Annotated in this window: 11 protein-coding genes and 2 pseudogenes; 6 read left to right on the top strand and 7 right to left on the bottom strand. The window is 48.0% G+C overall.

Features of this window, described 5'->3' with window-relative positions; all coding sequences use genetic code 11:
- Nucleotides 1-245 precede the first annotated feature (245 nt).
- The 3 genes from PLE7327_RS17855 to mscL all read left to right on the top strand — a co-directional run bounded on the left by PLE7327_RS17855 (nucleotide 246) and on the right by mscL (nucleotide 2698).
- Nucleotides 246-1667: an LCP family protein gene (locus PLE7327_RS17855; RefSeq protein ID WP_015145196.1), complete on the top strand. Its 1422-nt coding sequence runs from the start codon at nucleotides 246-248 to the stop codon at nucleotides 1665-1667.
- A gap of 4 nt (nucleotides 1668-1671) precedes the next feature.
- Complete coding sequence (locus PLE7327_RS17850; protein ID WP_015145195.1) at nucleotides 1672-2184, top strand: pentapeptide repeat-containing protein; 513 nt, start codon at nucleotides 1672-1674, stop codon at nucleotides 2182-2184.
- A gap of 91 nt (nucleotides 2185-2275) precedes the next feature.
- Entirely contained in the window at nucleotides 2276-2698 is a 423-nt protein-coding gene (mscL, locus tag PLE7327_RS17845) for a large conductance mechanosensitive channel protein MscL (protein ID WP_015145194.1), read from the top strand.
- Nucleotides 2699-2721: 23 nt separating this feature from the next.
- Here the strand turns inward: mscL and PLE7327_RS17840 are convergent, their stop codons facing one another.
- Nucleotides 2722-5187, bottom strand: a complete 2466-nt coding sequence (locus tag PLE7327_RS17840; protein WP_015145193.1) for a WD40 repeat domain-containing protein — start codon at nucleotides 5185-5187, stop codon at nucleotides 2722-2724.
- Nucleotides 5188-5343: 156 nt separating this feature from the next.
- On the opposite strand from PLE7327_RS17840, the pseudogene PLE7327_RS25435 reads away from it, so the two are divergent.
- The 3 genes and pseudogenes from PLE7327_RS25435 to brnA all read left to right on the top strand — a co-directional run.
- Nucleotides 5344-5529 (top strand): annotated as a pseudogene (locus PLE7327_RS25435) (type II toxin-antitoxin system Phd/YefM family antitoxin); the annotation flags it as partial.
- Nucleotides 5526-5767 (top strand): annotated as a pseudogene (locus PLE7327_RS17835) (BrnT family toxin). The pseudogenes PLE7327_RS25435 and PLE7327_RS17835, both read left to right, overlap by 4 nt.
- Complete coding sequence (gene brnA / locus PLE7327_RS17830) at nucleotides 5754-5981, top strand: type II toxin-antitoxin system BrnA family antitoxin (RefSeq protein WP_015145192.1); 228 nt, start codon at nucleotides 5754-5756, stop codon at nucleotides 5979-5981. Before PLE7327_RS17835 ends, brnA begins: the two are co-directional and overlap by 14 nt.
- A 181-nt stretch (nucleotides 5982-6162) precedes the next feature.
- On the opposite strand, the gene PLE7327_RS17825 is transcribed toward brnA, so the two are convergent.
- The 6 genes from PLE7327_RS17825 to PLE7327_RS17795 form a co-directional block, all read right to left on the bottom strand.
- On the bottom strand, nucleotides 6163-8373 hold the full coding sequence (locus PLE7327_RS17825; RefSeq protein WP_041392309.1) for a heavy metal translocating P-type ATPase: 2211 nt from the start codon (nucleotides 8371-8373) through the stop codon (nucleotides 6163-6165).
- Nucleotides 8374-9047: 674 nt separating this feature from the next.
- Nucleotides 9048-9275: a FeoC-like transcriptional regulator gene (locus PLE7327_RS17815; RefSeq protein ID WP_015145190.1), complete on the bottom strand. Its 228-nt coding sequence runs from the start codon at nucleotides 9273-9275 to the stop codon at nucleotides 9048-9050.
- Nucleotides 9276-9288: 13 nt separating this feature from the next.
- On the bottom strand, nucleotides 9289-11661 hold the full coding sequence (gene feoB / locus PLE7327_RS17810) for a Fe(2+) transporter permease subunit FeoB (protein ID WP_015145189.1): 2373 nt from the start codon (nucleotides 11659-11661) through the stop codon (nucleotides 9289-9291).
- Entirely contained in the window at nucleotides 11654-12319 is a 666-nt protein-coding gene (locus tag PLE7327_RS17805; RefSeq protein ID WP_015145188.1) for a FeoA family protein, read from the bottom strand. The genes feoB and PLE7327_RS17805 overlap by 8 nt, the downstream gene beginning before the upstream one ends.
- A gap of 400 nt (nucleotides 12320-12719) precedes the next feature.
- Nucleotides 12720-13754: a chlorophyll a/b binding light-harvesting protein gene (locus PLE7327_RS17800; RefSeq protein WP_041392304.1), complete on the bottom strand. Its 1035-nt coding sequence runs from the start codon at nucleotides 13752-13754 to the stop codon at nucleotides 12720-12722.
- Between the two features lie 106 nt (nucleotides 13755-13860).
- Complete coding sequence (locus tag PLE7327_RS17795) at nucleotides 13861-14958, bottom strand: chlorophyll a/b binding light-harvesting protein (RefSeq protein ID WP_015145186.1); 1098 nt, start codon at nucleotides 14956-14958, stop codon at nucleotides 13861-13863.
- Nucleotides 14959-15013 lie beyond the last annotated feature (55 nt).

The raw sequence follows: 15013 nt of genomic DNA, 5'->3' as shown, positions 1-15013 counted from the left end.
TGCTCGCTTTGTCTATCGTCTCACGTTCTAAGAGAGAAGTGTGGGGAGGGTGGGAGACAAGGGAGATAGGGGGACAAGGAAGCAGGGGAAGAAGACAAACTACTAACCACTAACAAATGACAAATGACGAATGACCAATAACAAAAGACAAACAAACGGAACTTTTCAGAATTTTTTGCTTCTAGCGATCTAAATGTCATCATTCCAGCATTGCGAGCAGGCTGGCTAAGGGGTGTGAGGTAAACATGGGAAATAGTGTAGAAAGATTTCCTAGAAATTCTGGTGCGCGATCGCAAAAACAAAAAAATCCCACTCCACCTCAAAAACCGAAGCGATTGTCTCCCTTTTATCTAGGAATCCTCTGGGGAGGAATGGTTAGCTTCATAGCAGCTGTTTCTGCTATCGTGGGGGCTTCGATCGCTTTAGTGAGTCCTTCCTCTCTCAATCTCGTTCGCATCGTCCAAAACGCCAAATTTCCCCTAGCTAAAGCAACCAATCCGTCTCCCGATGAAAGTTGGCGAGCGCTCCTGGAACATAGTTTGTCACGCCCCATCAATATTCTAGTCATGGGGATCGATCGCGTTCCCAATGCCCCCAAGGGCACGCCAGAATCTTTTTCAGGTTATAGCGATACCATGCTGCTACTGCGCGTCGATCCCCGCGATCGCTCGCTACGGTTACTATCGATTCCCAAGGATAGCCGCGTGAAAGTTCCCGACGCTAGCTTTACCAAAATCAACCAGGCGAATCTGCATGGCGGTTCTGCTTTAGCCGCCAGAGTCGTCAGTCGATCGCTCAACGACGTAGCGATCGATCGCTACGTGCGAATTACGACCGATGCGTTGCGGGAATTGGTCGATTGGGTTGGCGGGGTTGAGGTGTACGTGCCTTATTCGATGTCCTACCGAGATACAGCGCAAAATCTGGAGGTCGATTTGCAAACAGGCTGGCAAACGCTCAATGGCAAGCAGGCAGAAGAATTTGTCAGGTTTCGAAGCGATCGCGACGGCGGCGATCTCGGACGAGTGCAGCGACAGCAAATTTTTTTAAAGGCATTGAAAAAACGCCTTTACAATCCTTCCGTACTCCCTGGCCTTCCCCAGGCGATGCGCATCCTGCAACAGCAGATCGACACCAATCTCTCTCTAGAAGAAATGCTTGCTTTAGTCAGTTTTGGGAGGGATTTAAACGAAGAAAATCTCAGAATGGTTATGCTGCCGGGAAGTTTCAGCCAGCAAAAGAAATCCGATGCCGAGAGTTACTGGATTATTGCCGACAAGGAACGCGATCGCATTGTAGATGAATACTTCGATCGCGCCGCCCAATCTCCACTAGCAGCGATCGACCCCTATAAAGTCAAAATTGCCATTCAAAATGCCACGAACGATCCTGGTTTAGCCAATCGCTTTCTAGACTATCTGGCTCAGAAACAGTTTCAAAAGGTTTATTTGACGGAGGGATCGCCAGAACTGTTGGGAAAAACTGAAATTATCGCCCAAACGGGAAATTTAGAAGCTGCGAGCATCTTGAAAAGTAACTTGGGGATCGGTAAAGTAGAAGCATCGTCTACAGGCGATCTCGACTCTGACTTAACCATTCGCCTTGGAGCGGATGCCAAACAGTTGCTTGTAGGTGACAGCTTCCTCAAGAAATCGGAAACTAATTAGATCGATGACGATCGGAACCCTAATTTGGCGTTTGCTAGAATTGCTAGGACTGTTGCTGCTAGCAGGATTGTGGGTACTGTTGGATGCTAGCCCCGTCTTAGCGCAAGATAAAGCCGTTAACTACACCTACGCTCAACTGGCAAATCAAGACTTTTCCCACAAAGATCTGGCAGGTGGGGTTTTTGCTGCCGCCGATATGCGAGGCATTAATTTTGAGGATTCCGATCTCTCCAATACGATTCTCACTGAAGGAGTCCTCTTGGGCGCTAATTTGAAGGGCGCGAACCTGACAAATTCTCTGATGGATCGGGTGACTTTAGATTTTGCCGATTTGACCAATGCGATTTTTGTCGATGCGATCGCTACTCGGACTCGTTTCTACGACACGACGATTACAGGGGCAGATTTTTCTGGGGCGGTACTCGATCGCTACCAAGTTAAGCTATTGTGCGATCGTGCCGATGGCGTTAATCCCGTCACGGGCATCTCGACGCGAGAGAGTCTGGGATGTCAATAAAATTCGCGAATCAATTTAAATTAAAAAATCGTCTATTTCTTCGTCGGTTCATAGTTTAAGCTTTAGCTTAACGAATTTAAGGAATAAAACTATGGTAAGAAGAAGGGTCGGCGGATTCATGAGAGATTTTCAGGAGTTCGCGCTCAAAGGCAACGTGGTCGAGTTGGCGATCGCAGTCATTATTGGCGGCGCTTTTGGCAAGATAATCACCTCTTTTGTAGAAGATATCATCATGCCATTGATTAATCCACTTGCGGCAATGGCTGGAGCGGACTGGAGAACGATAACCATTCCTCCAGGAATCGCCATTGGTAGGTTCCTTGGCGCAGTCGTTGACTTTATTATTATTGCTTTTGTCTTGTTCTTAGCCATTCGCGCCATTACCAGATTCAAACGACAAGAAGAAGTAGCAGCACAAGAAGAACCAGCGCTAGATCCTGCCCTACAGTCTCAAGAAAGACTGACTAGCGCAATAGAAAGATTGACAAAAACTATCGAATCGCAGGGCAGATAAGCGATAGCAAGTTCTATTTAATTTTAGGAAGCTGCGATCGCGGAGCGAAGTTCGTTATCGCACAAAATGTCTAACTTAGCTTGCCAAATCCGAATCGTCTTGTCCTCACTGCAACTGGCTAAGGTCTGTCCATCGGGACTGACAGCGATCGCCCGAACCGCTCTCCGATGACCCGCGAGCGTCTGAAGCCGTTTCCCAGTCTGAAAATCCCAAATCTGAATCGTCTTGTCCTCGCTGCCACTGATGAGATGCTGACCGTGAGGACTGAGGGCAACAGCGTTGACTGCACCTGAGTGACCTGTAAAAGTATGCAGCAGTTTTCCTGCTGGCAAATCCCACAATTTAATGGTTCCATCGTCGCTGCCACTGACAAACCTTCGTCCATCTGGCGCGATTGCCAGCGCTCTTACGCTGCCTTGATGACCTGTCAGCGTGCGGATTAACTCTCCGGTCGGCAGTCGCCAAATTCTGATACTTCTGTCTTCACTGCCACTGAGAAGAAACTGACCGTCGGCACTCAGGGCGATCGCGTAAACCCAAGCTCGATGTCCAAAAAGCGTTTGAAAGGATTCTCCCGTATGTAAGTCCCAAAGTTTAATTTTATGGCTGCCACTGGCAATAAAATAGCGATCGCTGCCGTTTTCCCAAGGACTGATGGCAAGGGCGCGAATTGGCTGTTTGTGACCCAATAGCGTTCGCTGAAGTTTTCCCGTTAGCAGATTCCAGATTTTGATGTAGCTTCTCTGCTGGGTTTTCTCGCTACTGACGAGGATCTGTCCGTCCCAGTTGAGGGCGAACGCCAACACTTCTCCTTCTTGTCCCGTCAGCGTTTGACTGACATAAGGTTGCCAACTTTTTCGCTCGTGCTGCCACAACTCAACCGTTTTGTCATTACCGCTACTGACTAGATATTTTCCATCAGCACTAATGCCAAGGAACGCGACTTTGTCCGCCGCGCTAATGGGAGATACTCTGCCTTTTGATGGCGGATCCTCCTCCCACTTCGTAAAAGTATGGCTCAGAACAAAACTGGTTTGTCGATTGAGTTGATGGTTATTGCCTTGCTGTGCGATCGCCTTGAAAAGCTCTTCTAGTCGAACACCCCCCCATTCGTCGCCAATATCTGACAGACAGGATTTGAGAGTTTTTAAATAGTTAATGTCTCTCCCCGTCATCGTTGGCGGTATGGCTTCCGACTCTTGGAGATCTTCGAGTCGAGACAATTGATGCAACTGTAGCCATCGTGCGAGGGAGTAACTAATTTGCTCTTTTGCCAAATCGCGATCGCCAAGGTGGATCGAACTGCGAGCAAGCTGTAACGTCAGTTCTGGGATGGTTTCGGGACAATTTTTGCCGATCTCTTCTAAAATCTGGGGATAAATTGAGATTGTTGCTTGGATGGCAGATTGAAAGCTAGGTAGCCCAGAAGCCTCTTGGATTAATTGAGGCAGCCACTCAGGGAAACGGGGGGGAATATCATCTTTGACAAGATAGTGAAGATCGACTACCCATCCAGCGATCGAACAGTAACAAATCCCTAGCAATTGACACAGATCTTCCCAATCTTTTCGATTCAATTGGTAAAGGAATCTTAATTCCCCAAGCGCGATTCCCGCACTTTGCAAAGCTTCCGCTTCTTCGAGAATGGCTAGGTTAATTGCATTATCGCCGCCAAGACGCTTGACTTGTTCGGCATTTTTTCCTAACGCTAGCAGTCGGTTTCTCGTATTTTTCCACGTTCTGGCGCGATTTTTGGCAGACTCTTCTAACAAGGATTTGTAAGGGAGTTTTAGGAGTGTTTTGTAGTAATAGTTTTCCTGTTGCGAACTCCAATAAGCTAGGCGAACGTTAAGAAAATCTCCCTCTACTTCTGATTCTAAAATTAAGCTAGGAGCCGCTCTAAGCATCCAAAACAGCACTTTAACGCTACACTCTCCCCGAACCCCTTGACTCTTCCAAACACCGTCTAAAAATTCTGTGGGTCGATCTTGACTGTGCAAGGGATAGTATTGATTGAGAAATTCTCGCAGTTGTTGCGCTAATTTTTGTTCGATTTCTCGCGCTTCTAATCTATCTGAGGGAAACTGTGGCGGGGAAAGGAAAATTCTCAGGGGAAGGAGACCATTGGGATGAGAAGCGTCAAGTAGTTGGGCGGGCAATAGTCGCAGGGGCCAATGTTCGAGGATTTTGTAAATTTCCGGCAGTTGGAGCATTGTCTGTCGCGATCGCTCGGCAATTTGCAGGAACGCTAGATTTTCTGATTCTAAGCGTTGCTCTTGGGCATCTGAATCAGTAAATTCGTTTAATTTCCTAAAAATCTCGATAAAATCTTCAATTCCTAGAAAATTCAGTAGGTTTCTTACTTGATTTTGCTGCTCGTTTTTGATTTCGGCTTGAACCTTGTCTAACAAGCTACTCGTGCCAGCATAGACTAAGGTTTTGACGACGGGTTTGGCTACTTGCACTAATAGATTAGCCCATTGCTCCATAAAATTCTTTCAATTCAAAGGTAAGACAGAAGGGAGAGCTAGCGATCGCCGCTCAAATTTTCCTCAGCAATTGATAATTAGTAGCAATTACTCGCTCGTCTCAACTGTATCATAAGAGTTAATTGAAATCAATTCTCAAATAGCAAGAGGAATCTCAAAACAAATCTCTCTCAGTTAGTATCTCGTGTGGAACTTGGAGAAGAAATTGTTATCTCAAATCGAGGTATTCCAATTGCAAAGCTAGTCCCATTTCGTACCTCGTTAGATCTCGGTAAATTACTACTTAGAGAGGTTGCAAAAACACTATATTTTTGGTATGCTTATAATATAGATACAGTATAGCTTTTGAATTTGACGAGAACAAGAGCCGCTCGAATTTGAGGAGGCACAGGCGATCTTTCAAGACCTCGACCGGATCGAGATCCCTGCGAAAGTCATCGATGAGCCGCGATTTCTAGTGATTGGCAAGATCGGACGCAAGCACTGGTCGGCCATCATTACTTATCGGGCAGAAAATATTCGCATTATTTCAGTTCGACGCGCTCGCACAGAGGAGGTTGAGCTTTATGAAAGCAAATGAGTTTGACGAGAAGTTTGATAACAACGAAAACATCACCGAGTTCCTCGAACTCAGTCAAGCGCGTCGTCCCGAACACGAGCAACGACGAGTCAATGTGGATTTTCCCGTCTGGATGATCGATGCCCTCGATCGAGAGGCGAATCGTCTCGGCGTGAGCCGCCAATCAATCATCAAAGTCTGGATTGCCGAACGGCTTGAAAAGCGAGCATCATAGCTTCTCGATTTAGGGAAACCCCGAATAGGCGATCGCGAAGTTAGGCTTGTGCGATCGCACTCTACAAAACTTCATCTTTTATAAAAACGATTATTATTACAATAAAGATCGTTTTGCTCGTTCTCTAATCTCAGCAGAAATAACAGCAGCTAAATCCGCCAGTTAGTCGTCAAAAACGCTCTCAATTGCTGTAATGGTGTTGTAGGAGAGGGCGCAAGCCATTTAAGCCAGCCGCGATCGCGCTACCATTGTGAACGACTGTAGCCACAAGCGGGTGCAGTCCGACGGTAGAAGCCAGCGACAAGGCAGCTACATTGGGAATGACGGATAAATTAATATTTTGTCCAATGACTTGCTTGGTTTCCCTAGCAATAGCGATCGCGTCGAGTAAACCGTTGAGATCGTTATTCATCAATACCACGTCGGCGGTTTCCCTTGCCACTTCTGAAGCATTGCCAAAGGAAATCGAGACATCGGCATAAGCCAACCCCACCGAATCATTCAGTCCGTCCCCCACAAAAGCAACCGTCTTGCCAGAGTCGCGCAGCTGGCGGACGATCTCGGCTTTCTGTTCGGGGAAAGCCTCGGCACAAACTTGCGTTGGGGGAATTCCCAAAGCAGAGGCGACAGCCAAGGCGCGTTTGGGGTTATCTCCCGTCAACACGTATACTTCCATGCCATACTGGTCTAGCAGGGTTTGAATGACCTGCTGGCTCTCAGGACGGAGGGGATCGGCATATTGAATCGTGCCTTGGAATTGACCTTGACTGGCGACGTAAATGAGAGAAGCATCGGCAGAAATCGGGCAATCGGGATAGTTCTGGCAATCCTCCAGCAAGCAGGAATGGTCTTCCCAGAAGCAGTCTAGATGAATTCCGGCTTGTTTGAGAAGGCGAGCGCTACCAACCAAAACCGTCTCGCCATCAATTTCTGCGCGTATCCCCAAACCTAGCTCGTAATTCCACTCGCCGCGCGGCAAAATCCGTGTTTTCTGTAACTGAGCATAGCGCGCGATCGCTTCCGCTAGGGGATGGGTGAGGCGCTGTTCTGCTGCTGCCGCCAGTTCTAGGATTCTCATTTCTGACATCCTGCCCGTTACCGCTTTTACCCCGACCACTTGCAAATCGCCTTGAGTCAGCGTTCCCGTTTTGTCGAAGACCAAGGTATCGACTTGGGCTAATTTCTCTAAGGCGCGTCCGCTACGAATTAAAACCCCGTGCCGTGCAGCATGGTTAAGGGCAGCTAAAAAAGTTGTCGGCAGAGACACCCGAATTCCCGTCACAAAGTCCAGGGTTAGGATAGAAGCGGCTCTAGCAGGATTGCGGGTAACTGCCCAAATGCCTCCGGCTAAGAACAAGGCGGGAAGGACGGCAACCTCGGCAATGTTGGCAGCATAATTTTCCATGCGCGTGTCGTAAACGGGAGCCTGCTGAATTAACTCGACGCTAGCTCCCGCACGGGTTTGGTTGCCCACTCGTTCCGCCCGGATATAGATTTCGCCAGAGCGCACCAGGGTTGAGGCATAAACCGATTGTCTTGTCTCCCTAACGACTGGTATCGATTCGCCTGTCAGTTTTTGCTCGTCGATTATGGCTGTTCCCTTGAGGATTCGACCGTCAACCGGAATTTGTTCGCCGGGATAGACGATAACGGTATCGCCGACTCGCACTTCTTCAATGGGAACCTGTTGTTTGCCATTGCGTTCTACCCAGGCAAAATGACCGATACTAGAGAGTAAGTTGGCTGCTCGACGGGTAGAAGAGTTGGCAGTGCGATCGCGGATGAGATCGCCCAATTCGTGCAGCAGTAATAATAGAGCAGGAGTCAGCCATCGCCCCTGCATCGATGACAGGATGAGGGCAATTAAATCTAAGCAGTCAATATTCAGTTTTTTTTTCCCTACAAGGCTCTGAGTCGCTCGTTTGGCAACGGGCAACCCGGCGACAGCCACCGAAGCAGACACCATCGATTGGGGAATGGGCAATCGCCATACTTCTTTGCATAGTGCCAGGAGAGTAGCGAGGGCAGGTAATTTTAACTCAGACCAATCGCCCGATTCCGTCTCTGTTGAGGGAGCGGCTGACGGACAACCTTCATCTACATCTGCGGCTTGAATCAGGCAAATTAAATGCTCTCTCACCTTTGCTTCGGATGCCAATTGAGTTTGATAGCGGATAGCGATGGAAGCGGCAGCAGATTGTAGGCGTACCTGGGTGACGTGGGAATCGGATTCGATTAATCTTTGCAAGCGACGAGCATAGTCGGGATCTCTTGCTAATCTGGGCACGCGAAAGCGCACTCGTCCCGGCATGAAATGAACGATGCGATAGTTAACCGTTCGAGTTCTGGCTTCCTCTCCCATCACCCGTGACCTCCGACTGCTACTAGCCATCACAACGACCCCACAGTCATTCCTGGAAGTCCTATCAACCTAAAGAAGCGATCCACGTAAGGATAGTTGAGACAGGGGAAGGTCTATTGGGCCGTTAATTCTATCATCTCACCCAATTGAGTCGGCTCGCCATGCTTTTAAGCTTTATTGACAAAGTACACGGAAGCCCTCGAATAAATTCGGGGCTAATAGCCAAAGTCATCTAAAGATGACTATCTACGATTATTTCAGTCCATTTTAACGGACTTATACTATCAGCCAGGAAATTAATTTCCTGGCGGTTGACTTTGTCCCCTCATCCCTAAATCCCTTCTCCCCCAAGGGGCGAAGGGACTTCAGGTCAAAGTCTTAAGTGGAAAGCCCTTCTCCCGCTCTGGGAGAGGGGTTGGGGTGAGGGCGATTTGAGTTTTGTCAGTTACAGCAATTGGCAAGTGAATAGAATACAGTATTTTTTCCCCCTTCCCCTCGATGCTCAAAGAAGCTTCGCTATCCCCCCTTGATAAGGGGGGTTGCTCGCTCCCGCGTGTGCGTCGGCTTCCCCTTTCCTCCATCGACCAATGCCCGTTTCTCATCTAACTGAAAACTGCTATAACTAGGATATTGACGCTAGTGTTTTCCCGAACTAGATAAACTAGAAGCTTTTAGAGCGATCGCAAAACTTTTCGGTCTACTGATTATTTGTCTATGCCGACCCACTCGTAAACTTCCAAGGTATCGAGATGGCAACAAATACAGCCATCGCATCTCTGGGGAATCGGTAACTGACGAATTCGTCCTTTTTTAAGCAGCTTTTTGAGCATTGGTCGGAGAGTCTCCTCATTCATGCGGAAATGAAGTTTCATGTCTGCCAAAGAAACTTGGCGAGACTGGCAGATAAATTCCTGAATTTCAGTCAAAATCATAGTTTGCGTCTTGCTATCGACGACTGACAAGCGATCGCTCGCGTTTCTGAGTTTGAGGTATCGGCCAACAAAGGGGTCGCGCTATTCTCAGCGCAGCAATAGTACCGACCATGACGACCGCCAGTCCGACGATCCAAGCTGTAGAAAAACCAGGATGTTGCGAAAAAGTTGCCACTTGATAAAACATCGTCGCACTCCAGTAAGCCAACCCCGTCGTCCAGAACGCCACAAATAGCGTCCACTGCAAGTTGGTTTCCTGATAGACTGTCCCAGTCGCCGCAACGCAGGGAAAATACATCAGTACGAACAAAAGATAGGCAAAAGCACCTACTTTTCCGTCAAAACGCTTCACCATCGCGCCAAAGGTTCCTACTGCCACTTCTTGCTCTTCGGCAGCCACGTTGACATCTTGCACGTCGCCAATATTTAAACCAAGGGGATCGAGTAGCTGGGCAGGAACTGCTGCTAAATTAGTGGGAATTGTAGCGAAAGCTTTGCCGATCCCGCCCCAGATGTTGAAAGTTTCTGCTTCAGGCGCTTGACCGGTCGCGATTGCATTCTGTTGGGCCAGGTTGCCATAAATTGAGTTCAGAGTTCCCACCATTGCTTCTTTTGCCAAAACCCCCGTAAAAATTCCCACGGTGGCGGGCCAGTTGTCTGGTTCTAATCCCATCGGAGCAAAAACTGGCGTAATCGAACGGCTTATGGAACTGAGAAGGGATTTTTCGCTATTATCGTTGCCAAAGGAGCCGTCAGTCCCGATAGAACCTAATAGGGTCAGTACGATTACCATTAAAACAATGACCTTCCCCGCCCGCACCATAAAGGCTTTCAGTCGCTCCCAGGTACGCAAGAGTACTCCTTTGAGTCTGGGGAGATGGTAAGGAGGCAGTTCCATAATAAAAGGCGATGCTTGTCCTTGGAAGAGGGTATTTTTGAGGATTAACCCCGTAAGAATCGCGATCGCAATGCCAATCAAGTAGAGACCAAAGACAACATTTTGCCCGGCAACGGGGAAGAAAGCGGCGGCAAAAAGCGCGTAGACGGGCAATCTCGCGCCGCAGGACATGAAGGGATTCATGGCAATTGTCATCAAGCGATCGCGTTGATTTTCTAAGGTACGAGTCGCCATAATCGCAGGCACGTTGCAACCAAATCCCACTAACATCGGCACGAAAGATTTGCCTGGAAGACCGATAAAACGCATGAATCGATCCATGACAAAAGCCGCTCGCGCCATGTAACCGGAGTCTTCTAGGAAGGAGAGGAACAGGAAAAGGAACCCGATGACGGGAATAAAGGTAGAAACCGTCTGAATGCCACCGCCAGCCCCATCTGCTAGCAAAACTTTCAACCATTCTGGCGTGCCGATTTTGCTTAGCAATGTACCGAAGCCATCGACAAAAATCGTCCCCGCTGCAATGTCGAAGAAATCGATAAAAGCACTGCTGATATTAATCGTAAACAGGAACATCAAATACATGACGAACAAAAAGATCGGAATGCCCAACCAACGATTGAGGACAACGCGATCGATTTGGTCGGAAACATGAGCTTTTGCTTCCTGGGGATGTTCTACCGCTCCTGTCGCAATCTGATGGATAAAGCCATAGCGACTATCGGCAATGATGATATCGATATCTTCTCCCAGTACTTGATGGATCTGGCGGCGGTGTTCCACCACTAGCTTTTCTAACTCCCTGCCTCCGGCAGCGGGGATGGCTGTATTATCGTAGGTCAGGAGTTTGATAGCCTGCCAGCGCGGTGCGACTGTCCCTTGAGGACTGCATTCCATTAGCAAAGGAATTAGAGAAGCGATCGCTTCTTCGATGACGGCTGGATAAGCAACGTAGCGTTCGAGACGGCTGGGATTGTTCGCCTGGCGAGCGATGATTTCCTTGAGAATTTCTATGCCCTCTTCCCGCGAAGCGACAGTAGGGATAACGGGACAGCCTAAACGCTCTGATAGCACTGACGGATCGATCCGTATCCCTTGCTCTTTGGCAACATCGAGCATATTAAGCGCGATTACCATCGGCACGCCCATTTCCAGCATCTGAGTAGTCAGGTAAAGATTGCGCTCTAAGTTAGAAGCATCAACGATATTGACGATTAAATCGGCTTCTCCAGACAAAAGATAATCTCGCGCCACCAATTCATCTAAACTCGTCTCTTCATCTTCTGCATCTAAGGAATAGACCCCAGGTAAGTCAACAACCGCGATCGCGTTGCCGTTGTAGCAATAGCTCCCTTCTTTGCGTTCGACCGTTACCCCCGGCCAGTTACCTACTCGCTGATTGGCTCCCGTTAAGGCGTTAAAGAGGGTCGTTTTACCGCAGTTGGGATTGCCCGCCAGTCCGATGGTCAAGGTCTTTGTCTCAGGCATTGTCTACCTCCTCTACAATCAAAGCATCGGCTTCTTGTTTGCGAAGGCTGAGTTTAAAACCCCGCACCTCGATTTCTACGGGGTCGCCCAGGGGAGCGTGACGAATGACTTTAAATTCTATCCCCGGTGTCAGTCCCATTGACAGCAGTTTTCTTTTATAGCCGCCACCCGATTGCTCGTAACCGACGACGCGACCTCTCGCCCCCACTGGTAGATCCTGTAAGTGGATACTGGTGTCCGCACTTATTTGACGTTCCTTCCTCCGAGTTTTAAAAACGGGATTATCCGTAACCAGGACTCGATTTGCCATCCCTGCTCCTAAACCGAGACGATTGTTCTGAAATTTGACAATGACCGATCCGCCTGGAGTACAACTAATTACCTCCACTTCGGCTCCTGGAATCAATCCCAAACTGAGCAGGCGACTGATTCCACCTTTGCCGCTAAAGCCTACAATCCACATGCGATCGCCGACTTGGGTGGTCGTTAACGGAAAGACTTGCTCGACCGCTGAGTTGCTCTCGCTAAACTCCGGCGCAAGTTCTACCGACTCACTTGTTTCGGATTCAATGTCTAAGGTTTCTTCTATGAAGGTAAATTCCCAACCGTGGCGATTTTTGTGCGATTTTCTGGGTCGGTTGTTTGGGTCGTCGTCCATGCCAGACCTTACTTAACAACTACTTGCTAATAATTCTAAATAAGCTATATAATTTTTCTAGAAAATCTTGAGATTAATTTAACATCTCGATCGCAAAACTTAGAGAGAATCGGTACTCATTGCTTTAAACAACCTTTTTGTTGTTTAAAAAGCTTCTCATCTAGTTGTTGTGCGAGATGCTGGGTTTGGGTTAAGGAAATTTTTAGCGCGATCGCCCTTTGGGCAGCGGCAGAGCCTATCGCACGGTTATAGCTTGGCGGGAAGGGCGGCTAATAAAATAATTAATAAATTAAATTAATAGCGTTTCTTGGGTAATGCCTAGATTAACCTGGATTTTATTCATGACATCTTGCCAATTTGTGCCTAGAAATCAGGATTTCTAGGCACAGACAATCTATAGTTAGGGTCTAAAAGAAAGCAGCACTAATGAGATAACTAGGATAGCGAGTCCGAGAAAACCTGCCAGAAACGCATAAAAGTTATCGCGCAGATCGATAGCTTGCGATCGCGCTTTGAAAGCGTGCCAAATGTGACCTCCCAAGAAAGTGAGACACAGTGCAAACTGAACGAAAGCAAACTGAGTGCGATCCGAACCGTAAAATACAGGTGGGAAGACGGTATCGTTAAAAGCCACAAAATAGCAAGACGTAAACGCCATCAGCGCTACTCCTGCGAGACTGTAGGAAAGAATTCCGTGTCCGTTAAAAGTAAAAATGCCTTTAATCCACTTAAAAGGTTCGGTTGTAATGTGCCATGCACCACCAGCAATACACATCGCACCGATCCAAATATGACCGCCGATGACATCTTCTAAATTATTGACCGCCGCCATTCCTAGCGGATTCCACCGTCCATCGGCAAAACCAAAGAGATAGCCGAAAATGGTAAACGGATCGATAGTTGGGTTAGCGACAAGACGAACTTCTCCCACAGCAGGATCGTAAATTCCCCCAAAGAACATCGCTTTGGCGACAAACAAAAGCGCCGCTATACCGAGAAAAATGAGATGATGCCCTAAAATTAAGCTTAATTGCTTGGGATCGCTCCATTCATAGTGAAATTTCTTAGCGTTTGCTCCCCCATTTTTTAAGATAGATGGTCCTCTAAAGACGTGAAAAAGACCGCCTGCTCCTAAAACTGCCGAGGCAACTAAATGAAGAATTCCAATAACGAAATAGGGATAGGTGTCTGTAATCACCCCACCGGAACCTACTCCCCAACCGAGTCTGGCTAAATTGGGAAGTAAAATTAATCCTTGGTCGGACATGGCTTTGTCGGGAACAAACTTGGTTACTTCTATCAAAGTAACTGAACCCGCCCAAAACATAATCAAGCCAGCATGAGCGATATGCGCGCCCAGCAATTGCCCTGACAGATCGATGAGACGGGCATTACCCGATAGCCAACTCCAATCGCGCGCTCCGGATGCACGCATTCCAGTTGTTGTCACAAGTATATACCTCCTCGCGTTAGTACTTGTTTATTGATTGCTAGAAACGGGGGCAATTTGCCCCCTTGACTTAGGATGTGAGAAAAATTGCTTATCGACCTTCAGCCGAAGCCGCGGCTGGAGTAGATGCTGGCTTGCTAACCACAGGAGAACCGGCTTGGGGAGTTCCCATATTATCTAGCGCCTGAGTAATTCGTCTAAAGTCGAATCCAATCGCCCGCAGTGCGTGCCACAGATGTCCTTGCAGGAAGAAAAATGCCAGGAAGAAATGAGCATTTGCTAGCCAACAGCGTGCCGTATGAGTGCCCAGAGGCAAGTCCACTGTATCCGCGAAATAGGGGACGACTCCCAATTTGATTTGGAGAACGGGACCATAAAATTCGGGCGGATAGGCTAGAGTATTGACCGCACAGAAGTAGGCAGCTACAAATCCAGCTAAAGCAATGCCGCCGAGAGAATAAGACAGAATTGCCTCGCCAGAGAAAATTAATAGCTTCTTCGCCCATTCCAGAGGAGGAGTAATGATATGCCAAACCCCGCCAGCAATCAAAAGAATGCCGACATAGATGTGACCGCCAACTAAATCCTCCAGGTTATTGACTGATGCAAAATGGGTCTGATAGCCGTAGATAGTTAAGGGGTTGAGAGTCGGGTCGGTGACGACGCGAACTTCTCCGATGGTGGAGTCGTACAGTCCGCCCCAAAACATGGCTTTAGCAACGAGCAGCAAGGCACCTGCGCCGAGAAATAATAAATGATGTCCCAAAATCAAACCAAGTTGTTTGGGGTCGTTCCACTCGAAGTGGAATTTACGCGCATTACCAGAGGCTTGCTTTAAGTCGCTTTCGCCTTTAAACGTGTGGAATAGTGCCCCTGCACCAAGAACGGCAGATGAAATGAGGTGTATTGCTCCTACAACAAAATAAGGATAGGTATCAACTACCTGACCTCCCTGACCGACACCCCAGCCTAGAGTCGCCAGGTGAGGGAGAAGAATCAATCCTTGTTCTCCCATCGGTACGTCGGGAGAATATCTGGAGATTTCAAAGAGAGTAAATGCCCCAGCCCAAAAGACAATTAAAGCAGCTTGTGCGGCATGGGCAGCGATAAAAAGACCAGAAAGATTAGCAAAGCGGGCGTTACCAGCCCACCAGTCATATTTGACATTGGGATTTCCGTATGCCTGCAAGAGTGTACCTCCAATTTGGTTAAATTTGTTACAAACCTTCAACAAGAAGGTTAAG

It is taken from the genome of Pleurocapsa sp. PCC 7327, assembly GCF_000317025.1.
Lineage (GTDB): Bacteria > Cyanobacteriota > Cyanobacteriia > Cyanobacteriales > Microcystaceae > Hydrococcus.
Note: the sequence above shows the minus strand (reverse complement) of the source record. Positions and strands in the feature narration are given on the sequence as shown.